General features: G+C 72.8%; 19 protein-coding genes. 13 read left to right on the top strand and 6 right to left on the bottom strand.

Annotated elements, in window-relative coordinates; genetic code table 11:
• Window positions 1-56 precede the first annotated feature (56 nt).
• A complete protein-coding gene (locus tag OO54_RS43155) occupies window positions 57-458 on the bottom strand; it encodes an STAS domain-containing protein (RefSeq protein ID WP_051786633.1) in 402 nt (133 codons plus the stop codon).
• Window positions 459-583: 125 nt separating this feature from the next.
• Between OO54_RS43155 and OO54_RS01185 the strand changes: the two genes are divergently transcribed.
• The 5 genes from OO54_RS01185 (at window position 584) to OO54_RS01165 (ending at window position 7,271) form a co-directional block, all read left to right on the top strand.
• Complete coding sequence (locus OO54_RS01185; protein WP_033200963.1) at window positions 584-913, top strand: MarR family transcriptional regulator; 330 nt, start codon at window positions 584-586, stop codon at window positions 911-913.
• 58 nt (window positions 914-971) lie between these two features.
• The gene (locus OO54_RS42210) at window positions 972-2,480 is read left to right on the top strand and encodes a TerD family protein (protein WP_051786632.1); all 1,509 of its coding nucleotides are present in this window, start codon (window positions 972-974) and stop codon (window positions 2,478-2,480) included.
• A 57-nt stretch (window positions 2,481-2,537) separates the two neighbouring features.
• Window positions 2,538-4,952 carry a SpoIIE family protein phosphatase gene (locus tag OO54_RS01175; protein ID WP_051786631.1) on the top strand — a complete coding sequence of 805 codons (2,415 nt, stop codon included), beginning with the start codon at window positions 2,538-2,540 and terminating at the stop codon, window positions 4,950-4,952.
• Between the two features lie 239 nt (window positions 4,953-5,191).
• Window positions 5,192-6,376, top strand: a complete 1,185-nt coding sequence (locus OO54_RS01170; protein ID WP_033200961.1) for an alcohol dehydrogenase catalytic domain-containing protein — start codon at window positions 5,192-5,194, stop codon at window positions 6,374-6,376.
• A gap of 358 nt (window positions 6,377-6,734) precedes the next feature.
• On the top strand, window positions 6,735-7,271 hold the full coding sequence (locus OO54_RS01165; protein ID WP_033200960.1) for a cysteine hydrolase family protein: 537 nt from the start codon (window positions 6,735-6,737) through the stop codon (window positions 7,269-7,271).
• Window positions 7,272-7,296: 25 nt separating this feature from the next.
• Here OO54_RS01165 and OO54_RS01160 read toward each other — a convergent pair whose 3' ends face one another.
• Both OO54_RS01160 and OO54_RS44830 read right to left on the bottom strand, forming a co-directional pair.
• Window positions 7,297-8,172 (bottom strand): YhjD/YihY/BrkB family envelope integrity protein, encoded by an 876-nt coding sequence (locus tag OO54_RS01160; protein ID WP_051786630.1) that lies wholly within the window; start codon window positions 8,170-8,172, stop codon window positions 7,297-7,299.
• 252 nt (window positions 8,173-8,424) lie between these two features.
• Window positions 8,425-11,028, bottom strand: a complete 2,604-nt coding sequence (locus OO54_RS44830; RefSeq protein ID WP_157856423.1) for a tetratricopeptide repeat protein — start codon at window positions 11,026-11,028, stop codon at window positions 8,425-8,427.
• Window positions 11,029-11,076: 48 nt separating this feature from the next.
• On the opposite strand from OO54_RS44830, the gene OO54_RS01150 reads away from it, so the two are divergent.
• The 4 genes from OO54_RS01150 to OO54_RS46675 all read left to right on the top strand — a co-directional run bounded on the left by OO54_RS01150 (window position 11,077) and on the right by OO54_RS46675 (window position 13,853).
• Window positions 11,077-11,436: a hypothetical protein gene (locus OO54_RS01150; protein WP_033200959.1), complete on the top strand. Its 360-nt coding sequence runs from the start codon at window positions 11,077-11,079 to the stop codon at window positions 11,434-11,436.
• A gap of 3 nt (window positions 11,437-11,439) precedes the next feature.
• Window positions 11,440-12,420 (top strand): hypothetical protein, encoded by a 981-nt coding sequence (locus OO54_RS01145; RefSeq protein WP_033200958.1) that lies wholly within the window; start codon window positions 11,440-11,442, stop codon window positions 12,418-12,420.
• Between the two features lie 105 nt (window positions 12,421-12,525).
• Window positions 12,526-13,089: a hypothetical protein gene (locus tag OO54_RS01140; RefSeq protein WP_033200957.1), complete on the top strand. Its 564-nt coding sequence runs from the start codon at window positions 12,526-12,528 to the stop codon at window positions 13,087-13,089.
• Between the two features lie 26 nt (window positions 13,090-13,115).
• Complete coding sequence (locus tag OO54_RS46675; RefSeq protein WP_051786629.1) at window positions 13,116-13,853, top strand: hypothetical protein; 738 nt, start codon at window positions 13,116-13,118, stop codon at window positions 13,851-13,853.
• Between the two features lie 87 nt (window positions 13,854-13,940).
• Here OO54_RS46675 and OO54_RS01130 read toward each other — a convergent pair whose 3' ends face one another.
• Window positions 13,941-14,195, bottom strand: coding sequence for a hypothetical protein (locus tag OO54_RS01130; RefSeq protein ID WP_033200956.1), 255 nt, complete (start codon window positions 14,193-14,195; stop codon window positions 13,941-13,943).
• Between the two features lie 137 nt (window positions 14,196-14,332).
• Here OO54_RS01130 and OO54_RS01125 point away from each other — a divergent pair, with 137 nt between their 5' ends.
• From OO54_RS01125 to OO54_RS01115, 4 genes are read left to right on the top strand one after another with little or no spacing between them, the layout of a single operon-like run.
• A complete protein-coding gene (locus OO54_RS01125) occupies window positions 14,333-14,542 on the top strand; it encodes a hypothetical protein (RefSeq protein WP_033200955.1) in 210 nt (69 codons plus the stop codon).
• A gap of 40 nt (window positions 14,543-14,582) precedes the next feature.
• Window positions 14,583-15,416 (top strand): cyanobactin maturation protease PatG family protein, encoded by an 834-nt coding sequence (locus tag OO54_RS01120; protein WP_033200954.1) that lies wholly within the window; start codon window positions 14,583-14,585, stop codon window positions 15,414-15,416.
• A 15-nt stretch (window positions 15,417-15,431) separates the two neighbouring features.
• Complete coding sequence (locus OO54_RS45715; RefSeq protein WP_157856422.1) at window positions 15,432-15,746, top strand: hypothetical protein; 315 nt, start codon at window positions 15,432-15,434, stop codon at window positions 15,744-15,746.
• Window positions 15,737-16,633: a S8 family serine peptidase gene (locus tag OO54_RS01115; RefSeq protein WP_051786628.1), complete on the top strand. Its 897-nt coding sequence runs from the start codon at window positions 15,737-15,739 to the stop codon at window positions 16,631-16,633. The genes OO54_RS45715 and OO54_RS01115 overlap by 10 nt, the downstream gene beginning before the upstream one ends.
• 82 nt (window positions 16,634-16,715) lie before the next feature.
• Here OO54_RS01115 and OO54_RS01110 read toward each other — a convergent pair whose 3' ends face one another.
• Both OO54_RS01110 and OO54_RS01105 read right to left on the bottom strand, forming a co-directional pair.
• Window positions 16,716-20,891 (bottom strand): hypothetical protein, encoded by a 4,176-nt coding sequence (locus OO54_RS01110; protein ID WP_033200953.1) that lies wholly within the window; start codon window positions 20,889-20,891, stop codon window positions 16,716-16,718.
• Entirely contained in the window at window positions 20,888-23,680 is a 2,793-nt protein-coding gene (locus OO54_RS01105) for a hypothetical protein (RefSeq protein WP_234439192.1), read from the bottom strand. Before OO54_RS01105 ends, OO54_RS01110 begins: the two co-directional genes overlap by 4 nt.
• Window positions 23,681-23,907 lie beyond the last annotated feature (227 nt).

Here is a 23,907-nt window from a genome sequence, read left to right as displayed (position 1 = left end):
CTGGGGTGAACCCGTCGTCGGCCTCGGGGTCGCTGCCGAGGCCGACGACGGCGTCGTCATCCCGTGCCCTGCGGGATCGGTCCCGCTCCTTCGACGAAGAGGCGGTCCGCACCGGTGATCTCCAGGAGGCGGATCACCTGGGGACTGGCGGCCGTGATGGTCAGCGAGCGGTGCTCCTTGAGGGCCCGCTGGCGCGCGCGAAGAAGAGTGTTCAGGCCGGTGGAGTCACAGAAGGTGACCTCCGACAGGTCCAGCGCCAGCCCGCGGCCGGCTTCGCACGCCGCCATCTCCTCGGCCAGTGCGGTCCTGAGTTCCATGACCGCGGCGATGTCGAGCTCTCCGCCGATGCCGACGACGGTCCTGTCGGCGTTCGACCGCCGCACGGACACGGAGATACCCGCGTCGTCCGCCCTGACCGATGGGGAAACGGCGCGCGGGGCTTCGGGGAAGGCAGTCATGACCCCTCCTCGTCCGAGGCGACACTACGTCTGAATTGTCCACTCTCGGGAATTACGCGTCAATATTCTCCAGAAAATCGTTTCGGGTGATTGCCGGAATCCTCGTACGGGCGCACGATGGTTCCATGGGTGAAACCCGGGATCCCCACTCGGAGTGGACGTTCCTCACCAGCCACGCTCGCGTCCTGCTGGCCATCTCCCGCGACCCCGGCATACGGCTCCGCGACATCGCGTCGACCTGCGGCGTGACCGAGCGGACCGTGCAGGCGATCGTCACGGACCTCGAAGAGGCCGGCTACCTCGTGCGCAGCCGCGCCGACGACGGACGGCGCAACCGCTACGGCATCGTCCAGGGCTCCCGCTTCCGCCACCCCGCCGAGGGGGACCATCAGATCGCCGGCCTCCTCGCGCTCCTCGCCGACCCGCCCGGCCCCACCGCCTCCGGCGACGGATGACCCCACCCGCCGCACGCGGACACCTCACCGAGCGGTTCCGCGGTGTCAGGATGTCGGCATGACGCTCATGATCAAGGGAGCCAACGCCCCGCTGCCCAAAGGTCCGTTCCACATCTCCGTTGCCCGTGAGAGGCGGCCGGGCAGCCCCCTGATGTCGGTCGCGGCGGTGCTCCTCGACGCGGCGGGCCGGGCACGCGGTGCGGCCGACGTGATCCGGGCGGACACTCCCCCGCACGCTTCCGGCGCCGTGCGGCACCTGGGCGGTGCGCAGGAGGGCGGACGCCTCGTCCACCGGCTCCAGGTGGACGAGCGGGCGGTCGAACCCGCCGTACAGCGGGTGCTGATCGCCGTCTTCGCCCCGGGCGGCACGTTCGGCGCGGTCGTGGAGGTGGCCGGTGGCGAGGGTCGGGCGGTGGCGCGGTACGAGCCCGTGGACGCCGGCGGGGAGACCGCGCTGGTCCTCGGCGAGCTCTACCGCCGCGACGGCGCCTGGCGCTTCCGCGCCGTGGGCCAGGGCTACACCGCCGGACCGGCCGCGCTGGCCGCCGACTACGGCGTACCCACGGGGTGCCTGCCGGCTGCGCCGCTGCCCGGCCCCGCGATGACCGAGGTCCACAAGGAGGCCGCACCGCGGCCGGGGTCGTCCCCGGCCGCGCTCGCGGTTCCGGCCGCGGCCGCGGTCCTGACCATGAGCAAGGCCGTCCCGAAGCAGGCCGCGGAGGCCGTGCCGGCGGGCGAGGCGAGTCGGATCGGGCCGGCCGCCGGCCTCTACGAGGGCCACGGAAAGCAGGAGTTGACGGTTCCGAATCCGGAGCCCGGCCGGCCTGCGGTGGTCGAGTTCGAGCGGCTCCGGGGGCCCAGGCCGCACAGTTGGCTCTACATCTGGCGGCTCGACGAAACGGGCACGGTGGATCAGCTGTGCGTGTTCTCGTCCACGAGGGACGCCCGGGGGCGGTTCCCGGTGTTCTCCGAGGGCGAGCCGGAAGCACGTCTGAGGATCGAGGCCTCCGGCGACTGGCGGCTTCGGATCCGGCCGGTCGACACGGTGGACGTCTTGGGCGGACGTGCCGAGGGCCGTGGCCCGTTCGTGCTGCGCTACGCGGGGCCGCCCGCCCTGCTCCGGGCCGCTTGCGACGGCCCCGAGGACGTCACCGGCTACGTGCACACCGTCCAGCCGGACGGCACCGGCCACCGGGTCGGGCAGATCGGCAGCCGCATACCGATGACGGGCCCCCTGGCCGTGGGGCCCGAAGGCTGGTGCCACGTGTTCGTGAAGCTGGACCACGCGGCCGCGTGGAAGCTGGAGGTACTGCCCGTGGGCGCCGCCCGCACGCTGGACGGGAAGCTCTCGGGCCACGGCTGGGAGGTCGTGGCGATGCCCGCCTCCGCCAAGGTGAAGGTAAGGGTGGACCGCGGGAGCGAGTCGGACACCATCGTCATGGCCACCATGGACGCGCACCTGCGACCCGAGCGGCAGTTGTGCGGGGAGCCCGGTGTCCACCCGGTCCCGGCCGGTCTGGTCGCGATCCGCACCTCCGAGAAGTGGAGCCTCAAGGTCCGCCGCTGACCGGCGCGCGGAGCGGCGCGGGATGCGCGCCCGGCCCTGAGTGGCATGCTCGGACGTATGGAGGGCGATTCCGTGACGCCCGAAGCGGGTGAGGGCACGGCTTCCGAGGTCCTGGCGTTGGCCAAGGTCGTGGCCAGGCTGCGTGCCGAGGTCGTCGACCTGGAGAGCGGCGCGTCGATGACGGCCGTCCTCGAACGGGCCAAGGGCGTCGTCATGGCACAGGCGGGCGTGTCCGCGGACGCCGCCTATCAGCTGCTGGCGGATCGCGCCGAGCAGCGCAGGCGGACGCTCCTGGAGGAGTGCTGGATCACCCTGGGCCGGGTCGGATCGGCCACTCCCGGCCCGGCGCCCGTGGCGGCGGCGCCCGCCGGTCCCCCGGAGGAGAGCCCCTCGCCCTTCGACGCCGGCCGCTACCTCGTCGGCGACCCCCCGCCGGACGGGGACCGGACGGCGCCGCTGGCACGTCTGGCCCACGGGTTGGCTCACGCGCGGCCCCCGGACGACGTGGCGGAGCTGCTCCGGTCGACGCTGAGCGAGGCGGAAGGCGTCGACGCCGTGATGATCTACACGGTGACCGAGGGCCGCAGCCTGGAGCTGGTCGGCAGGGCCGGCATCGACGACGCGCTCGCCGAGCAGTGGAGCCACGTCCCTCCCCTCGCGGGTGTCGCCCCCCTGGAGGCCGCGGACCTCCAGGAAGCTGTGTGGCTCGAAGAACCGGAGCGGGACGCCGCCTACCATCTGCTGATCGGGGACCCGCCCGGGCGGTGGCCCTCGCGGGCCTGGATCCCCGTGCCCGGCACCGCGCCGAAGACCACGGTCGTCGGTTTCCTCCGGACCGTCCCGGGCCCCTTCGACCCGCGGACCCGGACGCTGCTGCGGCGCGCCGTCCGGCTGTGCGGCGGGCCCCTGCGGGAAGACCGGCGGCCGCACGGGGCCCACGCGCCCCAGGAGGAGGACGTACGGGCGGTGCAGACGGTGTTCGACGCCATGTCGGGCGCGGCGGCGCTGCTCACGCCCCTGCGGTCGGATACCGGTGACGTCGAGGACTACCTGATCGAGGCGGCGACACGCGAGGCCGTCGACGTGGCCGGGCGGCAGGGCAAGGAACTGGTGGGGCGGCGGATCCTGGAGACGTACCCGACGGTCGCGGGCACCGCCCTGTGGGACGGGTACCTGGAGGCACTGACGACGGGGACGGTCTATGAGGGCGCGCCCTTCACCTACGTGGAGGTGAGCGCCGGCGTCCAGGAGGAGTCCGTCTACTCGGTCCGCGCCTCCCGGCTCGGCGGGCGTCTGGTGGTGTCCTGGATCCGCCACGACACCAGCGCGCGCGAGAACAGGCGGCTCGGCGACATCCAGCGGCTGGGCAACCTCGGCTGGGCGTCCTGGGACCTGGTCACCGACACCATCACCTGGTCCGACCAGGTGTACGTCGTGTTCGACCGCGATCCCGCGCTCGGCCCCATGCCCCTGGAGGAGCTGCCCCGCCATCTGGTCGCCGAAGACCTGCCGAGGCTGGCGACCGCCGTGCAGCGGCTGCTCGGCGAAGGCCGGCCGATCGACCTGCCCTTCCGCATCACCACGGCCCACGACGTACGGCACCTTCGCATCGTCGCGGAGGCGCAGCGGGACACGGACGGCGCTCCCATCGCGGTGCACGGCGTCTTCCAGGACCTCAGCGCGCAGCGGAACGCGGAGCTGGCCCTGCGCGAGAGCGAACGCGACAACCTCGTCCAGCGCGGCATGCTCAAGGCCGAGCGGGCCCTCGGGGCGCGCCTCCAGGACACCCTGCTGCCGATCCCCGAGCAGTCGCTCGAACTCGCCGGGCTGTGTGTCGACGTGGCCTACGTCCCCGCCGACCGGGGCCTCAACGTCGGAGGCGACTGGTATTCCGCGATCGAGCTGCCGGACGGCAGCGCCCTGTTCGTCGTCGGAGACGTGGCCGGCCACGGTCTGGCGGCCGTCGGCACGATGGCCCAGCTCCGGTTCACCGCCAAGGGCATGACCATCACGGGTTCGGCCCTCCCCGACGTCCTCGGCAGGCTCAACGCCCTCCTCCTGCACACCGCGACCGACGAGCGGGGCGCCACCGCGACCATGGTCATGGGGCGCTACCGGCCCTGGGACCACCGGCTGACCTGGGTGCGCGCCGGGCACCCGCCGCCCCTCCTGGTCCGGGACGGCGAGGCGAGCTTCCTGTCCCAGCCCGCGGGCTGCCTCCTCGGTGCCGCGCCCGACGCCCGGTACGAGGAGGCCGAGGTCGAGCTGCTGCCCGGCGATCATCTCCTGCTCTACACGGACGGCCTCGTGGAGGAGCCCGGCGAGGACCTGTCGGTGGGGCTCGACCGCCTCGCGGCCCGAGCCCTGGGCCTCCTGCGCGGGAACCGCGACGCCATGCTCTCCCGCCCGCTCGCCGCGATCGGGCCGGGGAACCGGGACGACATCTGCGTCCTCGACCTCCACCTCCCCTGAAAGCACGCGGCCCGGCGCATGGACCGCCCCGATAGGGGTCAGACGCCGTGGCAGGAGAGGTCGTGGCCGTCACGGCATCCATCGGGCCGGCGGGGAATCCCAGCCGATCCGGCGCCCGTGTCGGCGCCGCTGCCCGGCAGGGAGGGGAAGCGTCCGGGCAGCGGCACCGGGCGGCTGCCCGGTCGTACGGCACCCATGCGCGATCGGCGCGCCGGACATCGGACGGGAAGGTGGCGGTGATGAAGGCCGTGACGTGGCAGGGCCGGCGGAAGGTCTCGTGGGAGACGGTGCCGGATCCCGAGATCCGGGAACCCACCGACGTGATCGTGCGGATCACGTCGACCGGGCTGTGCGGCTCCGACCTCCATCTCTACGAGGTGCTCGGGCCGTTCCTCGACCCGGGGGACGTACTCGGGCACGAGCCGATGGGCGTGGTCGAGGAGGTGGGCCCCGACGTGCGGCGGCTCAAGCCCGGCGACCGCGTCGTCGTCCCGTTCAACCTCTCGTGCGGCACGTGCGCGATGTGCGCGCGGGGGCTGCACTCGCAGTGCGAGACGACGCAGGTGCACGCGTACGGGACGGGGGCGGCGCTCTTCGGGTACACCAAGCTGTACGGACAGGTGCCGGGCGCGCAGGCCGAGTACCTGCGCGTGCCGTTCGGGAACACCCTGCCCGTCCCGCTGCCCGAAGGACCGCCGGACGACCGTTTCGTGTACCTGTCGGACGTCCTGCCGACGGCGTGGCAGGCCGTCGAGTACGCGGACGTGCCGCCCGACGGTTCGGTGGCGGTGCTCGGCCTGGGTCCTATCGGGGACATGGCCTGCCGGATCGCCCTTCTGCGGGGGGCCGGCCTCGTGATCGGCGTCGATCCGGTGGGCGAGCGACGCGACCGGGCGTCGGCGCGCGGCGTACGGACGCTGGATCCGGCCGCCGACGGCGGCGAGGTGGTCGACCGGGTGCGCGACCTGACGGGCGGGCGGGGTCCCGACGCGGTGATCGACGCGGTCGGCATGGAGGCGCACGGGGCGCCGGTCGCCCGGGGCCTCCACTCGGTCGTCGCCCATCTGCCCGACGCGCTCGCCCGGCGTCTGATGCGCCGCTTCGGCGTGGACCGGCTGTCCGCGCTGTACCTGGCCGTCGAGCTCGTGCGCCGCGGCGGCACGGTGTCGCTTTCGGGCGTGTACGGCGGCGCCGCCGACCCGATGCCGCTCCTCGTCATGTTCGACAAGCAGCTACGGCTCCACATGGGCCAGGCGAACGTCCTGCGCTGGGTCGGCGACCTGATGCCCCTCCTCACGGACGAAGACCCCCTGGGCGTCGACGGGTTCGCCACGCACCGCCTCCCGCTCTCCGCGGCACCGGACGCCTACGACATGTTTCAGACCAAGCGGGACGGCGCGGTGAAGGTCCTCTTCCGGCCCTGAGGGCCGGCCGCGGGACGACCGTCGGCGACCTGCAGGCCCGCCTTCCGCCGACCGGACGCCGACCGGAGCGCCGGCCCGTACGGCGGAGAAGAAGACCCCCGAACCGCAGATCGTCCGCGGCGAGGACCGACCGACCGAATCGTCCGCGGCGGAGGATCGATCGGGGAGACCGATCGCCACCTGCACCTTTGCTCCCCGTCTCTTCCCTCGCCGCAGGCCGCCTCGTACCCGCCGGAGAAACCCGGCGGGTACGAGGCGTCTGGTGGTTCGCCCGTTGACGGGCGGCTGCCGGTAGCGTGACCATATCCAGACATAAGGTGTGATTCGCCACGGCGCTTCGGAACATGGGGAGACGATCTTGGCGAAGTACGCACTCGTCGTCATCGACATGATCAACACCTATCGACACCGTGACGCGGAGCGGCTCGTGCCGTCGGTGGAACGGGCCGTCCCCGGGATCGTCGACCTCCTGGAGCGCGCCAGAGCGGCGGGGATCCCGGTGGTCTACGCGAACGACAACTTCGGGCGCTGGCGCTCCCACCACGGCCAGATCCTCGAGATGGCCCTGGCCGGTCACCACCCCGAACTCGTCGAACCGATCCGGCCCGACGACGAGTCGCTGTTCGTCGTCAAGGCCCGTCACTCCGTCTTCTACGAGACGCCGCTGGCCTACCTCCTGCGCACCCTCGGCGTCGACACCCTCGTCCTCACCGGCCAGGTCACCGAGCAGTGCGTGCTGTACTCCGCCCTGGACGCCCACATCCGTCATTTCGCGGTCACGATCCCCCGCGACGCCGTGGCGCACATCCACGAGGACCTCGCGGACGCCGCCCTGCGGATGGTGGAGCGGAACATGGGCGGCCGCGTCGTCGACGCGGCCGACGTGCCCTGGTGACGCGCCGGAGGAGCGGACCGGGGCGTCAGCGCTCCGATCGCTCCCTCGGCGGGGCGTCAGGGTCGGACGGCCTCGGCGGCGTCCCGAGGTAGTGGCTCAGCGGGGGTTCGCGGGCGAGTACGGCTCCGATGGTGAAGGCGAAGGTGAGGGCGGCGCACACCAGGATGAGCCAGGACAGCATGGTGAGGACGAGGCCCAGGGAGCCGTACTCGCCGAGGGCACGGTTGAGGGCGCCCGGCATGTAGAGGCGTGCCGTGAGCCCGAGGGCGCTCGTGGCGGCACCGGCGAGGACGGCGCCGGGGAGGAGGGGCAGCCAGGCGACCCGTTTGACCAGCAGGAGGTGCTGGGTCCAGAGCCACACTCCCGTACTGACCAGGAAGAACAGGGGAAGGGCCAGCAAGGGCCCGGCGCCGAAGCCATCGCGGAGGGGTGCCTGGAGGAGGACCACGACGATCAGGGCGAGGAGCCAGATCGTCCACCGCCAGGCGGCGATCCGCGTGCCGGACTTGGGCAGCCCCCAGGCACGCTCGCACACCCGGGCCATCGCGCGGCTGAAACTGGTGGCCGACACCAGGGCCACGAGGGCGCCTACGACGCCGGTGGTCTCCCTCAGCGCGTCGGCGGTGCTCGGGGCGAGGACCTGCTGGAGTTCTTTGTCGGACGCCCCGGTCAACCCGAACATGGCGCGCAGGGACTCGGCCAGTTGCTGCCGCACCGCGAGCGGAGCGAACGCCGCCATGGCGAACAGGAGGGGTACGGCGGCCAGGAATCCCTGGGCGGCCAGCCGGGTGGCCGCGTCCAGCAGGTTGCCGCTGACCAGCCTCGTCGTCAGTTCCGAGAGCACGGGGAAGCGGCTCTCCGCCCCCGCCCGGATGCTTCGCACCCGGCTCGCCCACGACATTCCCGCCTCCCGACCCTGCCCCGACCGATCCAGCCCATTGGAAGCGACCTCGCCCGGCCCGGCGAGTCCACCGGGCCGTTCGGGGGATCGGCGGGGCCGAGGCCTCACCCGGGCGCGGAGGTCCCGTCCGGAGAATCCCGCCCGGCCCGGGGTGTCCCGTCGATGCGATCCGGTCGGCACGACACCCCGCAAGGCCGTCTCTTCCGGATCTTGCCCGGCCCTCGCCGCCCGGCAAGATTCGGAAGAGACGACCTAGCCCGCCTCGGGCCCCTTGCCGTCGAGCAGGTCGAGGGCGGCGCGGGCGTCGTCGTCGCCCGCGCGGGCGGGGCCGCTGAGCCAGTCGGCCACCGCCGCCAGGTCGGGCCCGTCCGGCTCGGGGGCGGCGGGCTCCGGGGGGCCGGCCGGGGCGTCGACGGTCCGCAGCCAGCGTTCGGCCTCGGCGCCTTCGCCCCTGCGCATCAGTGCCGTCGCGAGGTTGAGCTTCCCGGCGGCGTGCCCCTGCTCCGCGGCGCGGCGCCAGAGTTTCTCGGCGGCCGCCCAGTCGCCGCGCTCCGCGAGGACCGCACCGGAACTGACGAGGGCGTCGACGACGCCCGCGTCGGCCGCCCGGCGCCACCACTCCGCGGCGCCGGCCATGTCTCCGCGCTGGCGCAGCAGGTTCCCCAGGTTGTTCATGCCGCCGGCGTCGCCCGCGTCGATGGCCTTGCGGTAGTACGTCTCCGCCCCGTCGAGGTCGCCGCGCCCTTCGTGGTGTCCGGCGGCGTGCAGCGGGAGGAAGACCAGCGGTCCGGTGGGTATCCACCAGATCCGGGGCGGCCGGCCTCCGGACGGGACGCCGAGGCCCAGCGAGTCGAGCACGGGGCCGGTGACCCGGTCCCAGAGCCAGCCGAGGTGGCCGTGGAGCTCCGCCTCGGCGGACGGACCGGACAGGAAGTCGGTGGCACCGGCCTCCCGGAGCCGGTCGAGGGCGCCGAGGAAGGACACGGTCCGTTCGAGCACCTCGGGCAGGGTCAGACCGGGCAGCGCCACGGCTTCCAGCCCCTCGGCGGTGATCACCAGCGCGTCGCAGCGGTGACGACTGACGTTGACCAGGACGACGGGGCCTTCGATGCCCGGCGGCAGGGGGTGGGCGGACCGCCGGGGGCGCATGAAGTCCTCGAAGCCCTCCCGGGCGCGGATCCCCGCCAGGAGGCCGTCCCATTCGGCCGCCAACGCGTGCCGCCGGTCCGACGACGCCTCCTCGTCCCCCGCGTCGAGGCGTCCGCGCAGCCACTCCAGGCGGGCGGCGGACTCCGGCGCGTGCGAGCGGAGTTCGGCCAGCTGGTCATGGTCCTTCATCCCCTGGCCGAGCAGGATGCCCCGCCCCAGCTCCAGCAGGGCGAGCGCGCCCGAGGCGTCCCCGACGGCGAGGGCGCAGGCCGCGGCGTCACTGGCCAGGCCCCGGGTGTCGGCGAGCGCCCGCTCCGCGTCGGCGGGGGCCAGATGGCGCGGGACGAGGGCGGGCAGCTGTGCGACGGCCTGCCCGTACGCGGTCATGGCCTCGTCCGGACGGCCCGCCTCCATCGCCCCGCGCGCCCAGGCGTGGGCGGCGCGCAGGCGCAGCCGGGGTGTGGCGGCCTCGTGGAAGGCGGCGGCGCGCAGGGCGGCCGCGGAGCCGGTCCGGTCGCGCCGGCCGAGGAGCAGGCCCAGTTCGTAGTGGATCAGGGCGTGCCGCGGGTGCCGGGGCGGCAGCGCGGCGGACGCCGCGCGCAGCAGGCTCTCGGCACGCTCCGCGTCCGCGTCGCGGCCCGTCGCCTGGTGCCGTTCGGCGAGGGCGGTGGCCAGGGCGAGCAGGGCGGCCGACCGCGTCGGACCGTGCGGCTGCTCTCCTCCGGTGTCGCCGCGGCCGGCCGCGGCGGCCGCCTCCAGGGCCGCGAGGCGCGCCTCGAAGTCCGTGGCGTGGCCGCGGCGTTCGTGCCGGACGCGCAGCGCGTCGGCCAACCCCTGCTGGAGCAGGCCGTGGTCCCGGTGGCCCGAGGGGGTGAGCGCGACGGCCTCGCGGTGTACGGCGACGGCCTCGTCGAGGTCGGTCGCGTCGCCGGTGTTCTCGTGGCGCCGCCGCAGGGCGAGCCCCAGGTTGTGCAGCCTGCCCCCGCGGTCCGCCGCGTCGCCGGCCGTGACGGCCGCGCGGGCCACCCGTACGGCTTCCAGGACGTCGTCGAGGCCGCCCCCGTGGTCATGGCGCTCGCGCAGGGCGGCACCCAGGGTCGACAGGATGCGGGTGCGGTCCGGATGGCCGTCGCCCGCCGCCGCCTCGGCCTCGCGCAGGGCGGTGATGGCGTCGCCGAGGTCCCGCGCGTCGCCGCCCCGCTCGTACCGCTGCCGCAGCGCCATCCCCCGCAGGACGAGAACGGTCGCCCTCAGCGGCCGCAACCGGGCGGGGACGACGTCGACCGCCGCCTCGGTCGCTCGAAGCGCCCGCTCCAACAGGGCCGGGTCCGGGTCGTGTTGTGCCGCGGCAGCGCTCTCGCAGGCCTCACAGTAGGCGGCGGTGATGCGCCGGTCCGCCTCCACGGTCTCCGTCTCCGCGTCGTCGCCCGCAGGGGCCTGGCCCACGAACCGATCCAGGGCCGCCGCGACGGCCGCGTCCTCGCGCCCCAGCTCCGGGCCCAGCACCAGGCTCCGGCAGAGATGCAGGTCGGCGATGGTCCGCACGGCCTCCGGGTCGGTCGAGGGATCGACGACGATCGTCATCAACTCCCGCACGCACAAGAGCGCCTGAGGATCCGTCACTGCTTTCGCGTCCATCGAGGACCGGTACATCAGCACCCGGGCACCGAGCGCCCGCACCAAGTCGTCCCGCCTCGCAGGTGTCACAGGAGTTACCGTACTCACCGGGTCGGCATCGATCGAGGGGGCGGCGGGATGGCTGGCGACGAATCCATACGGCTCGCGCGACTGTGCGAGCAGCTCACCGCGATCCGCGGCGTCGCGGAACACCGGGGACGGACGGCCGAACTCGACGCCGCGATCACGGCGTTCCGGGAGAACGCCGACGCCGGTGCGCTCGTCTCGGCGGTCGACGAGTCGCTGCGCTCCTGGGGCGTCGCCCGTGGGCTCGGGGAGCACCGCTCCCCCGGCGGCGCCGTACTCCCCCACCTCGGCGGCGGACATCCCGTCGAGGAGGCGCTGGTGTGCCCGGCCGGCCGGTGCGACCGGGTGGTACTCGAAGGCGACGGGAGCTGCGAACTGTTCGCCGCGCCACTCCGCCTGGTGAGGCTGTGAGCCATGAGCGCGTTCCTCACCACGCTCGGCGGCAGACTCGCCGACGCCTGGCTCTCGTTGCTCGTCCTCCCCGGCCTGCTCTACCTCGCCGTGGCGACCGCGGGCTCCGTCCTCGGCCACCGGAACGCCACTGACCACGCCCTCCTCGTCGAGCGCATCGACCGCTTCGCCGCGGGCCCGACGGCCCACTCCCCCGGCTCGGTGGTCCTGATCGCGGTGCTCGTCCTGGTCTCCTCCGCCGGCGTCAGCCGCCTGGCCGCCGCGCTCGGCGGCGGCGTCGAGCGCCTCTGGCTCGGAGACTGGCCCGCCCCCCTACGCCCCGCCGACCGGGCCCTCACCCGGCGCCGCGCCCGCCGCTGGACCACCGCCGACGCCCGGTACCGCCGCGCCCTGACCGCGAGGGCGCTGCGCGTCGCGGCGGCCACGGCGGAGCCCCCGACGCCTGACGCACCGGACGCGCTCCTGTCGAACGCCCTCCGGGGCACCGACCACGATCACGAAGGCAGCGACGACGACACGGTCGTTCTGAACGCGCGACGCAATCTCATCGCGCTCACGCGCCCGGCCCGGCCCACGTGGATGGGCGACCGGCTGGTCTCCGTCGATGCCCGCGTCCACCACGCCTACCGGCTCGACCTCACCCCGGCCTGGCCCCGGCTGTGGCTGCTCCTCCCCGACACCACCCACAGTGAGATACGGACGGCACGGGCCGCCCTCACCGCCGCCGCCCGCCGCGCGGGCTGGGGCGCGCTGTACGTCCTGCCGGCCCTGTGGTGGTGGCCGGCCGCCCTCGTCGTCGCCGTCGTCTGGGCGTCGGCCTGGCGCCAAGGGCGCCTGGCCGTCCACGAGTTCGCCGAGCTCGTCGAATCCGCCGTCGACCTCCACGGCCGCGACCTCGCCACCGCCCTCGGCATCCCCTGCGAGGAGCGGCTCACCGCCGCCGAGGGCCTGGAGATCACCCGCGCCCTCCGCAAGGGGGTCTGACACCGCGGCGCCGCCCGATCCCGGGCCGAGAAGGCCGTTTCAAGCGCACGGCCAGGGGCAGCCGCCGTGGACAGGCATGTGATAGGGACGAGGGGGTCCGGCTCAATGTCCACAGGAACACTTCTGGCCATCATCATCCCCGCGGCGGTGGTGATCGCGCTCATCGCCCTGGCCGTCGCCCTGAACACGCGGCGCCGGCGCCGGCTGCGCGACCGCTTCGGCCCCGAGTACGACCGTACGGTCGACGAGGCCGGCAGCAAGCGGGCCGCCGAGCACGACCTCGACGCCCGCGAGAAGCGTCACGCGTCCCTCGACATCCAACCCCTGTCCAGCGGGACACGGGACCGCTACGCCCAGGAGTGGAGCGGTGTCCAGGAGGAGTTCGTCGACCGTCCTCAGGACGCGGTCCACGACGCGGACCAGCTGGTCACCGCGCTGATGCGGGAACGCGGCTATCCCACGGACGGCTACGAGCAGCAGATGCGGGACCTCTCCGTCGAGCACGGGCGCACACTCGAGCACTACCGCGCCGCCCACGAGATCAACGCGCTCAGCGGCTCGTCACAGCGGGCCACCACCGAGCAGTTGCGGGGAGCGATGGTGCACTACCGCGCCCTCTTCGACGAGCTCCTCTCCAACGGCGACCAGCCAGGCCCCTCACGCGCCTGACCCGCGGCGGATACGGAGGACAGGACATGCAGCACCGCACACCGCGCCCGACCGGCGACGACGGCCTCTCGACAGCCGACATCGCCGGACCCCGTGACCACGGCGCCGAAGCCACGGACACGGCCTCCGAGCCACCCCCCATATACCCGGGCGAGAGCACCGGCCTACCCGATGCCTCGGACAGGACCGACGAAGGCACACGGGACGAGGAGACCGGGGCCGACCGCACCCGGGAGGCCGTGACGGAACCGGACCGGAGGCCCCGGGACGACACGGCGGAGACCCGGGACGATTCGGCGGAGACCCGCCTGACACGCGACGACGACACGGGGACCGACCGCGCCCGGGACGACGTGGACAGGACCCGGGGCGACACCGCGGGGACCGATCGAGGCTTGGGCGACACGGCGAGGGCCGAGCAGCCCCGGAGCGACGACGCGGGGACCGACCGGATGGACGCGGCGGACTCGGCGGACGCGTCAGACGCCGACGGCTCGTCGCGGCTGCTCTCCTCCGAGGACGAGCAGGACTTCCGCAGCCGCTGGCACGAGATCCAGAGCCTCTTCGTCGACGACCCCCGCGAGGCCGTGCACTCGGCCGACGGACTCGTCGCCGACGTCATGCGCACTCTGGCCGCCACCTTCGCGGACCACCGGCAGGACCTGGAAGGCCAGTGGAACAAGGGCGAGGACGTCGACACGGAGAGCCTGCGCATGGCACTGCGCCAGTACCGCACCTTCTTCAACCGCCTGCTGACCCGGTGACCGTCCGTCACCCAGTCGCCGGGTCACTGGGCGACTGGGTGACGGGTGACTGGGGTGACTCACTCGGTCCGGGTGACCGTGGGTGACTCAGTCGGGAGGTTCCAAGGGCGTCCGGCCGCCGGAACCCCCTTGCTCCGCCTTCCCGGTCGGGCGCTCGCCCGCCTCGGCCGACGCCCCTTCCTCGGTCTCGACGGCCGGCGGGCGGCCCGGGGACGCGTACCCCTGGTCCAGCATGTCGTCGAGCTCCTCGACGCCGATCGAGTCCATCAGGGCCCGCTCGCGGTCCTCGGCCGAACGCTCCGGCCCGGCCGCGTCGTCGGGCCCCCGCTCCCTACGTGACATGGCGCGCCTCCTCTCGTCGCGTTGCCGCGACTACCCGCTCCGCGCTCCGTGACACGCGTGGTGCCTTCCGGATGCGGGGCGTTGGGGCGCGGCGGACAATGAGAGGGCAAGGGGGATCGACGTCAGGAGCACCCGACATGGGCCGGGAGCGCGACGACCAGCGTAAGCGCGAGGGGCGGGCGCGGCACGACATCCGTCTCCCCGGATTCGTCCGAGAGGACGAGATCGGCCTCGGCGACCTGGTGAGCCGGGCCACGAGCGCCGCGGGCGTACGCCCGTGCGGCGGATGTGCCCGCCGGGCCCGGCGGATGAACGAATGGGTCGCCTTCTCCAAGCGGCACCGCTGACGCACGCGGCCCGCCGACGACGGGACACCGGGAGCCACTCATGAGCGACGACACCGTCATGCCCGAGGCGGCGACGGCAGCGCCACCGGCCGCCGAAACGCCCCACGAACACCGCCACCCCTTCGTCTTCGCCATCGGGCGGATCCATGCCCGGTTCCGCGACCCCGGGGTCGAGCAGGAGTTCAACCAGGTCGTGTCGGGGACGGACACCAACGGACTCACGACGGACGAGGTCCTGCGTGACGTGCTCGCCCGGCCCGAAAACCTTTATCTGGCCCGGCAGATGCAGTACGTCCTCACGATCCAGGGCGTGGACACCTACGACGTCGTACCGAGCTACTCGGGCGACTACGACAAGCTGGTCGGGACCCTCCGGTCCGTCCCCACCGCACTCGATCTCGATGTGGTGGTCGGGGTGCGCGGCCATGCGGAGGGATCATCGTGCGCCGGGCTCGCCCTGCCGGTCGTGGAGTTCCAGCAGCTCTACTCCTTCGACCGCCGGTCGCTGTTCAAGGCGATACAGAAGCCGGACGGCATGTCGACCAAACGCTTCCGGGCGATCGCCGACGAGGTGCTGACCAAGATCCTCCAGATCACGGAGAACTCGGGCGGCACTCCCGCGGACCGCGCCGCGAACTTCGTGGCCTGCCGGTACGCGGCCGTGTACCTGAGGACCTTCGAGGCGTTCGCCACCGACTACGCGCTGACGGCGATCACCGTCCAGCCGGCGGCGGTCGGCGGTGACGAGGGCGTCATGTCCTTCACCGTGACCTACACCAGTCGCACCACCGACCTCAGGGAGAGCTACTCCGTGCAGGTCTCCACCCAGTACATGAACCCCTATCTGCTGACCCGGCTCACGCCGAGCCTGTGAGGTGAGGTGAGCGCGGTGACGATTCCCGGATTCACCGCCGAATCGAGTGTGCGCGGCGCCTACGGGGTCTTCCCCGCCCAGGTCGACTACGCCACCTGCTCGTTCGAGTGCGGGCACGAGTGCACCAGAGCGTGCAAGCACTCCTCGAACCCCCAGTGCTGGCAGAAGTGCAAGAACCGCTGCATGAGGATCTGCCAGTGCACTCCGTCGTGCACCACGAAGACATACTGCAACGACTACGGGATGACCGTGCAGGTCGAGACCTGCACGGACTGCGAGGGGAACAAGACGACATCGGATCCGGTGACGATCAAGCCCACATGCCCTTGACCGGCGCTCCGGTGGATCCGGCCCGTCTGTCCGCCCTCACGGCACGCACGACCGGACGTCCCGACGTCGTGGTCGGTGTGGTCGACGGTTTCGTCGACCCCGGCCACCCGGATCTGGCACTCCAGCCCTTGCGGTTCGTCGGCGCCCGGGTTCCCGGCGGGGACCCGGGCGCCTTCGCGGGTCACGGGACCCTCGTCGTGTCCGCGCTCGGCGCCCGGCCCACCGCGACCACGCCCGGCCTCTGCCCGGGCTGTTCCTTCGTCGTACGTCCCGTCCCGGGGCTGGACGTCCCTCCCGCCACGCCGGCCGCCCTGGCCGGCGCGCTGGTGGACGTCGTCGCCGCCGGTGCCCGGGTGGTCAATCTGAGTGTGGCGCTCGAACGCCTCCCGTCCGCGGGCACCGCGGACGACCCCGGTGTCCGCGTGCTGCTCGACGCCGTCGAACTGGCCTGTCGCCGTGGGGTTCTGGTGGTGGCCGCGGCGGGCAACGACGGCGAGATCGGCGGCTCCCCGCTGGCCCGCCACCCCTGGGTGATCCCGGTGGTCGCGTGCGACGACGGGGGGCAGTTTCTGCCGACATCGACGCTGGGCCGGGCGATCGGCCGCCGCGGTCTGACGGCACCGGTGCTCCCCCGCCCCCTCACCGCCGCCGGTGGCGCCGTCCGCGCGCTCACCGGCACCAGTGCCGCCGCGCCCGTCGTCACCGGAGCCGTGGCGCTTCTGTGGTCCCTCTTCCCAGGTGCCTCCGCGGAAGCGGTACGGGACGCGATCACCAGGCCCCGGCCGCCGGCCCGCCGTACGTCGGTGGTCCCTCCGCTGCTCGACGCGGCGTACGCGTACGACGTGCTGCGCGAAACAAGCGTCGAACGCGAAGCAAGCGTCGGATGAAGGGAAACGAGAGCGTCGGATGACGGCGAAAGCCGGCTGACGCCGATGTCGGATCCGACGACGAGCCGGCTGACGCCGATGTTCAGATGGGAATCGTGTCGAGGTACGAGATGCGGCGCGTCGTCTTGCCCGGTTCCGGGCTGTCGGGGAGCACGTCGTACTCCCGTACCACCACGCGCATCGGCCGGACCCCGACGGCCGTCGGAAGCTTGACCTTCTGTGTCCATACGGCGGCCGACCCGCTCCCCGGCTCGCGGTTCATCCGCACGGGCGGTGAGGTGTCGAGTTCCATCCAGCCGGCGTCGTCGGGCAGCAGCGGGGTGCGGAACTGCACGCTCACCGTGAACTCGGATGTCAGGCCCTCCAGTCCGGGCGGCGGAACCGTTGCCACGACCGACACGTTCACCGGCGAACCCTCCGCGGTCCCGCCGACCTCGATCCTGGCCCGCCGGTAGGCGGGGAGCTGGACCCAGCCCGCGTCGACGACGGGGGACGCCCGCAGGTCCTCGGGAGCCGTCAGCGAGTCGGGCTGGAGCCGGACCACCATCAGATGGACGAAGGGCTGGTAGAGGGTCTCCGCCTTGAACCGGACGTCCGCGTACCACAAGCGCCGCTGTCGGTCGTACTCGACGGGGAAGCCGAGGGCGTGGCCCTGTGCGAGGCGTACGTCGACCGCGCGTTCGTCGAGGTGTACCGGGGTGGGGTACGCCATGGCCGGCGCGCCCGCGCTGTCCCTGATCGGGTCGCGGCCCCAGGCGGTGGCCCAGTCCCGTGCGCCCGACGCGTCGATGTCGGTCGTGGGGTCGACGACCCGGATCCCGAGGAGTTCACCCTCCCCGGTGAGGTACCAGGGCCGCTTGAGGTGGATCCGGACCGTGCCCTCCTTGCGGACGCTGGTCGTGATGTTGCCCGTGGTGGTCCGCTGCCAGGTGAAGGCGGGCATCACCGAGTGCACCACGGGCGCCGGAGCCCGTACGGTCGACGGCACGTGGAGGGTGACCGGCGGACCGGCGCGGGTGACGGGGGGCACGACGTACGAGACCTCGACCTTCCCTCCGTTGGCGATCATGCCGCCTTGGGCGATCCTGGCGACCTCTCCCGTGCCGTCGTACACGGTCACGTCCCTGCCGACGCGGTACGTGGTCCCGGTCCCCTTCGGGGTCCCGTCCCCATTGAGCTCCTGGGCGACGGCGGCCCGGACGACGACGGTGCCCGGGACGAAGGCCTGGGCGATCTTCTCGCGGTTCTCGGCGCTGAGGGAGACCGTACGACGCTGCGTGAAGTACGGCACGAAGCGGGACGCGCCGACGGGCGTGTACGTGACGACCCGGTGGCGGGTGTCCCCGGGGTCGTGTCGGCTCCGGAACGGCATCTTCGTCAGCACGGGACCGCCTGGGGCTCCGAGGGGGTCGGTCTCCGGGCGGAGCACGGCCGACGCCTGCGACGTCACCGGCCCCTCACCGGTCAGGTCGGAGTACTCGGTCCACGACGCCACGGTGTGCACGGTGAGGGTGGAGGCGCCGTGGACCGCCATCGCCGCCTCGTCGAAGGCGTACACGGTCTGTGCGGGCTGCCGGAGGACCCGCGGCCCCGCGAAGGTCGGCGGGGTGACGGGGCATCTGACGGCGTGGACCATGGTCAGCCCGGTCGCCGGAGTGAGCTGCCCGATCCGTCCCGCGAGGACGGCGCTGAGGGCGGCCCGGTAGTCGGTGGGCGACAGGACGGAGATCGTGTCGTCCCGCTCGCTGCTCCCGGCGATCCCGAACCGGTCGGTCGCGGTGCTCGCCGCGTCCGCGAACAGTTCGTGGACATCGGATTCGAGGCCTTCGTCGAGGGCACGTCCGACCGCACCGGTCCCGGTGTCGTCGGCGGTCTCGTATCCCACGCCGTCTCCGCTGTCCGGGCGATCGTCCGCGTCGGCTTCCGGGTCGCCTTCCGGCGCTTCGGCCGCCCTCGCCCGCTCGGCGTACCACCGCCACTGGCCCAGCAGGTCCTCGTCGCCCGGTGCCAGCACCGAGCTCAGTGAGGCGGGGAAGGACGCGGCCGGGTGCAGCTTCACGCGGATCGTCCGGGCGACGGTGTCGACGACGGCCGTGGACTGGGTGCTCCCGATCGGTCCGGCCTCGACGATCAGCCGCATCGGCAGCCGCTGGTACCAGCCGGCGCCTCCGGAGGGCCAGGTGGCGACCAGCTCGGGGGTGCCGGGTACGCCTCGCAGGGCCGGGCCCCGGCACAACGGGTCCGGCAGCCAGGGCCGTTCGAACGTGTCGGTGTCCTTGTACGGGCTGCCGCCCGCGCCCGGGTCCGGGGTGCCGGTGACCTTCCCGCCGTCGTACTTCGTCAACAGCGCGTGGACGGCCGGGTCGGGACGGTGTCCGGTCGCGAGGTCGAGCACCCCGTGCCGTTCCGCCAGTTCCACGGAGGCCTTCGGCGGGAGCAGATGCCGCTCGCAGGTGGGTCCGGTGACGACGGCCGCCGGATTGCCGTTGTCGGTCCGGACGACGAGGTCGACCGGGGATTCGCCCGCGGTGACGGGACGGCGGAGCACCAGGACGGGCGCGGGCACGGGGTCGTAGCGGGAGAACCTCAGGGGAACGGTGGCCGGTTCGCCGGCCACGGGGGTGACGGTGAAGGGGGTGCTGCGGCCCGCGAGGTCGACCAGGCGGGCGCGGAAGCGGTAGGTACGGCCGAAGCGGAGGGGCGGCAGGCTGCCGGCGGGGCTGTCGACGTCGGCGACGAAGGGCAGGGTGGGGTGGGTCTGGGGGCCGGGGTCGGTCAGCTTGCCGTCGACGCCGATGGTCTTTCCGGGGGGTTCGGTGACCAGGCTCCAGTTGTTCCAGCGGAAGATGGCCTGGGTGAGGGATCCCGTGTCGTTGCCGCTCGGGTCGGCGCCCAGGGCGACGGCGTCGGTGACGGAGCCCTCGTCACCGATGGGAACGGATCCGTAGCCGACGACGCTGTACTTCCCCTCGCGGCTGCACAGGGGGAACCAGCGTTTCGAGCCCGCGTCGTAGACGTCCACCCGGATGCCCTGCTGGACGGTGGACGCGTTCAAGGTCTTCTTGTCGCCCTGGCCGCCCTCCATGAGGTCCTTGTCCATGTCCGCGACGGTGGCGCAGATGTTCTGGAAGGTGACCTGGCGGTTCGCCTCGGCGACGAAGATGCCCGCGGAGCGGAGCGCGGGGGGCTTGATCTCCGGCGCCGGTTCGTCTCGGGGCAAGGATTCCAGGGCCTGGGCGTAGTTCTGCAGGGCGAGTCCGCCCGCGTCGAGATCCACGTCGATCGGCGTGTAGACGCTGGTGTCGTTCAGCGGCAGGAAGGGGGAGGCCGCGGTCTTGTCGGGTCGGGCGAGGGTGAGCTTCCCGTTGCGGGCGACGCACTGGGTCAGTGGACGGTAGTGCTGGATGAAGTCGATGGTGTGCGGTGACGCCTGGATGGTGACGGGCGCGTTCAGGTTCGTGGGCAGCGTGATGGTGTAGCGGCGGACGAGCCCGAGGGGGATCATCAGCGTCGGATGGTCGGCGAGCGCGGCGAGCAGGGCGTGGAATTCGTACGGGCTCGGCGTGCCGGGTCCCATGCGGGCGAGGTCGCGGGTGGTCGGCGCCATGGGGCGGTGGAACTCGGCGAGCCGGGCCCAGCCTTCCGGGTCGTGGGGGTCGGCGTCCTCGACGGCGCCGGTACGCAGCAGTTCGCGGCGGAGTGCCTCCATGTCGGGGTCCGGGCCGTCGGGGGCGCCGACCCGCTGGACGAGCCGTTCGACGGTGTCCCACTCGGAGTGGCCGGGCCCGTCCGCGGGGCCGTACGGATTCTCGTCACGGTGCCGGGCGGCGTCGACGGAACCGGCGAGCCAGCGAGCGTACACGTCGGAGAGGGCCGCTCCCACTCTCGCGGCGGGGTAGGACCTGACGGGGTCCGTCATCGCACGCTCGGCGAACACGAAGGGTTCGACGAGGAGCGACCCGGGGAACAGCGCCTTCCAGAGCGTGGCGTTCGGGGCGCCGTCGAGGGGGGTGGCTTCGGGGCTGCTGGAGGTGTGGTCCTCCTTCTTGACGATCACCCTCAACGGGTGGAAGGAGAGGGTGGGGAAGGCGGCGATCTCGGCGTAGCGGGAGAGCGGGAGGACGGCGCTGCCGGGCGGATTGCCCTCGTCGTTCGAGAGCCGGATGCTGAGGACGAGGGACAGCTGGGTCGTCCCTGGTGTGGTCTGGGGAGCGGCTGGGTCGGGCAGCAGGGTCCACACCAGCGTCTGCTTGGTCATGATGCGTCCTCAAGGGCGGCGAAGGCGGCGCACCTCTCGCTCCACGCGCTCTGGGTGGGGAAGGCATCGCTGTAGAGGGGGTCTCCACCGCCGCCGAACCGGCGCTCCAGCGACATGCTGACGGACTGGGAGAAGAAGGCGACGCGTACGCGGACGGTGACTTTCGCGGTGCCGACGATGTCCGTGCGTGTCGCGCCGTTCTGGATCGCCGGGTTCTTGGGGACCTCGATCGTCTTCAGGGAGAGGTAGAACTCGACGGAGACGGTGATGATGCCGAGGACGTCGAGGGCGCCGACGGCCCGCAGGAAGCCCTCCAGCAGGCTCGCGCCGTCCTTGAGTTTGAGATACACCCCGGCGGTGATGGCGACCGAGCCGCTGGCGACGCCCAGGTCGAGGGCGGCGGCGGCGCCGAACTCCAGCTGGGCTTCCAGGACGGTGACCCGGCCTGATTCGACGGTGAGGGAGAAGTATCCGCCGCCGCCGAGGAGGGAGACGGTGATGAGGAAGGGGTGGTCGCGGGAGGAGACGGTGAACGTGGTGCGGACGGGTGCTCCGTCGAACGGGAGCCGTACGGTGATGGACAGGGCCAGGTTCTGGAGCAGGAACACGCCGGCGCTCACGGTCGGTACGGCGAGTCCGTAGCCGACCTCGACTCCTTTGGGGTCCACGGTGACGCGGGGCCCGTTGGCGGGTGACGGCAGGTATTCGCGGAGCTTGTTCAGGAAGTGGAGGTCTCCTTCGAAGCCCACGGTGCCGATCTTGACGTCCAGGTCGGGCGGGGTGCCCGGTTTACCGGTGAAGGCGATCCGCCGGAACTCGACGGAGAGGATCTTCGCGAAGCTCAGCTTGAAGTCCCGCAGCTCGCCGCGGACTTCGGCCGTCGCCGGGGAGCCGTCGTAGCGGGCGACGCTGATGGACCTGATGTCGAGGGTGTCGGACCCCGTCGTCGTCAGCTGCTTGAGGGTCGTCACCTTGATCCTGGGGCGCCAGATCATCTCGGTCCGGACGGCGGTCGGCGACCCGCCCTGCGCGTGATCGACGACAGTGATGATCTTCGGGGCGCTGGTGCCGTCACCGTTGCCGACGGCCCCGGACTCGACCAGCTGCGTCAGGTCGATCACCCCGAGCAGTCGGGTGGGCAGATCGCCGGGGCCCGTGGACGGTTTGAAGTACGCGCCGGGGGCGAACTGTCCGGCGGCGACGGTGTCCAGGTTCCCGCCGACGAGACCGGAGGCGGCGGAGAGCCCGCTCACCTGCAGCGCCAGGGCGGCGACGGCTCCGGAGGTGGCCGGAGGTGGTGCGAAGTCGGCGCGCTTCGGCAGGCTGGCGTACACCTGGTGGGAGGCGGCGAGGCCACCGGTCACGTACGCGTCGTACAGCTTGAGCTGGTGGACGGTGCCGGTGACGGCGCCCGGCGCGGCGGCGCTGACGCCGGCGGCCGGCGGGGGCGCGAGGGCGTCGAGGGCCGGGATCCGGGCGCCGACGGACACCAGCCGGGGGTGTGCGGCCGGTCGGCCGGCCGCCTTGAGCTGGGCGGGGGTTGCCTGCGACCGCTGGGCGCCGACCCGCAGTTCGGCGATGTCGAGCGTGGACTTCTCCTCGGTCGTGCCGCTGCCGGGGGCGAGTTCGAGGCGGCCCGTGGCGTTCAGGGTCAGGGTGTTGGCCTTGCTGTCGCACGCGGCGACTGCGGCGGTCAGATCGCCGTAGGCGGAATCGCCCCGGATGAAGAGAAGGGGGGCGGTGAAGTGGACGCGGTGGCCGAGCCGGTCGTCGGCGCTCAGGGCGAAGAGCAGCTCCGAGGCGGGGGCGTCGGCGCGGTTCACCCAGTAGCCGAGCGTTTGCACGTCGGCCCCTTTGGCGGTCTCCGTGTCGGTCGGCCGGTCGATCCGGACCCGGACGAAGGGGAACGCCCGGCCGCCGTTGGGGAGGGCGGCGACGCCTTCGTAGCTGATCTCGGGCTTCAGGACGGTCAGCCGGACGGCCTGGACGAGTCCGAGGTCGAGCCGTCGTTCGGTGCGGGTGGTGACCTGGACGGGGAACCCGAACGGCAGCAGGAACCCGCGTTCGACGACGTTGACGAAGATGTCACGGCCGCCCGCCGAGCGGTGGCGGTACATGGTGATGCCCGGCCCGTCCCAGTCCCCGGCGAGGTCGACATGGGCGCCGAGCGCGGAGAGGACGAGCCCGTTGGCGGTCACGGAGCGGAGCTTGCTGGCTTTGTGGATCTGGTCCCGGTGGGCGTCGGAGAGCGAGCCGGCGAAGGGTTGCCCGACCCTGGGAGACGCCACCCCCACCAGGTCCACGGGGCCGCCCTCGTACGGCCGCGTGGACGCGGGGGCGATCCGGGTGTGCCAGATGCCGGTGGCCCCGGAACTGCCCGTGACGGGGGCGGTCACGTGCCGCCACGCCAGGTCGGCGGTGGCCGGTCCGAGGAAGAGCCCCCACACGCATTCCAGGACGGTGCCCGCCTGAGCGGCCTGGAGCGCGGCCCAGGACAGCAGCCCCTCCGCGGTGAACGGCACGGTCGTGCCCGGGAGCACGCGCAGGGCGACGGTGCTCTCGCCGGAGTACCGCACCCGTTTGGTGCTTTCCGTCGCCGCCGCCAGGAGCGTGGCCTGCTCCAGAACGGACTGCGGCGGGAAGTGGGCGGTGATCGTTCCCGCGGTGCCGGGCGTGGTGGGTCCGAGGACGACGGCGCCCGCCGTGCCCGAGCGGGAGATGTTGGAGAAGGTGAAGTCCAGGACGACCATGTCCTCACGGCGGAGGAGGGTGACGGTGCTTCCGTCCATGGGCGTCCCCGAAGCCGCGGCGCACATCGGCACCAGCTCCCGTGATCTCTGATCTGCGATCTGTGGAACCCCGCCGGGCGATGCATCCCCTCTTTTCAGTATTTCATCGTCAGCAAGGGCCTGCCAGCGGGCAGATGACCGATCGGTAGGTGCCCCGTCAACCATCGGGCTCCGGTCTACGGAGGGTAGTCACGACCCTCGTACCGAGCCTTGCCCCCCTGACGAGC

Origin of the sequence: Streptomyces wedmorensis, assembly GCF_000716445.1 — a bacterium.
Taxonomy (GTDB): Bacteria; Actinomycetota; Actinomycetes; order Streptomycetales; family Streptomycetaceae; genus Streptomyces; species Streptomyces wedmorensis.
The sequence above is the reverse complement of the archived record's forward strand: the minus strand, read 5'-3'. Positions and strand labels throughout refer to the sequence as shown.

Excerpts from the sequence above, each read along its gene's own strand:
- OO54_RS01130 (WP_033200956.1), bottom strand. The coding sequence starts at position 14,195 with ATGTCACGTAGGGAGCGGGGGCCCGACGACGCGGCCGGGCCGGAGCGT.
- OO54_RS01120 (WP_033200954.1), top strand. The coding sequence starts at position 14,583 with ATGAGCGACGACACCGTCATGCCCGAGGCGGCGACGGCAGCGCCACCG.
- OO54_RS01160 (WP_051786630.1), bottom strand. The coding sequence starts at position 8,172 with ATGTCGTGGGCGAGCCGGGTGCGAAGCATCCGGGCGGGGGCGGAGAGC.
- OO54_RS01140 (WP_033200957.1), top strand. The coding sequence starts at position 12,526 with ATGTCCACAGGAACACTTCTGGCCATCATCATCCCCGCGGCGGTGGTG.
- OO54_RS01125 (WP_033200955.1), top strand. The coding sequence starts at position 14,333 with ATGGGCCGGGAGCGCGACGACCAGCGTAAGCGCGAGGGGCGGGCGCGG.
- OO54_RS42210 (WP_051786632.1), top strand. The coding sequence starts at position 972 with ATGACGCTCATGATCAAGGGAGCCAACGCCCCGCTGCCCAAAGGTCCG.
- OO54_RS43155 (WP_051786633.1), bottom strand. The coding sequence starts at position 458 with ATGACTGCCTTCCCCGAAGCCCCGCGCGCCGTTTCCCCATCGGTCAGG.
- OO54_RS01170 (WP_033200961.1), top strand. The coding sequence starts at position 5,192 with ATGAAGGCCGTGACGTGGCAGGGCCGGCGGAAGGTCTCGTGGGAGACG.
- OO54_RS01175 (WP_051786631.1), top strand. The coding sequence starts at position 2,538 with ATGGAGGGCGATTCCGTGACGCCCGAAGCGGGTGAGGGCACGGCTTCC.
- OO54_RS46675 (WP_051786629.1), top strand. The coding sequence starts at position 13,116 with ATGCAGCACCGCACACCGCGCCCGACCGGCGACGACGGCCTCTCGACA.
- OO54_RS01105 (WP_234439192.1), bottom strand. The coding sequence starts at position 23,680 with ATGGACGGAAGCACCGTCACCCTCCTCCGCCGTGAGGACATGGTCGTC.
- OO54_RS01150 (WP_033200959.1), top strand. The coding sequence starts at position 11,077 with ATGGCTGGCGACGAATCCATACGGCTCGCGCGACTGTGCGAGCAGCTC.
- OO54_RS01145 (WP_033200958.1), top strand. The coding sequence starts at position 11,440 with ATGAGCGCGTTCCTCACCACGCTCGGCGGCAGACTCGCCGACGCCTGG.
- OO54_RS01115 (WP_051786628.1), top strand. The coding sequence starts at position 15,737 with ATGCCCTTGACCGGCGCTCCGGTGGATCCGGCCCGTCTGTCCGCCCTC.
- OO54_RS01110 (WP_033200953.1), bottom strand. The coding sequence starts at position 20,891 with ATGACCAAGCAGACGCTGGTGTGGACCCTGCTGCCCGACCCAGCCGCT.
- OO54_RS01185 (WP_033200963.1), top strand. The coding sequence starts at position 584 with ATGGGTGAAACCCGGGATCCCCACTCGGAGTGGACGTTCCTCACCAGC.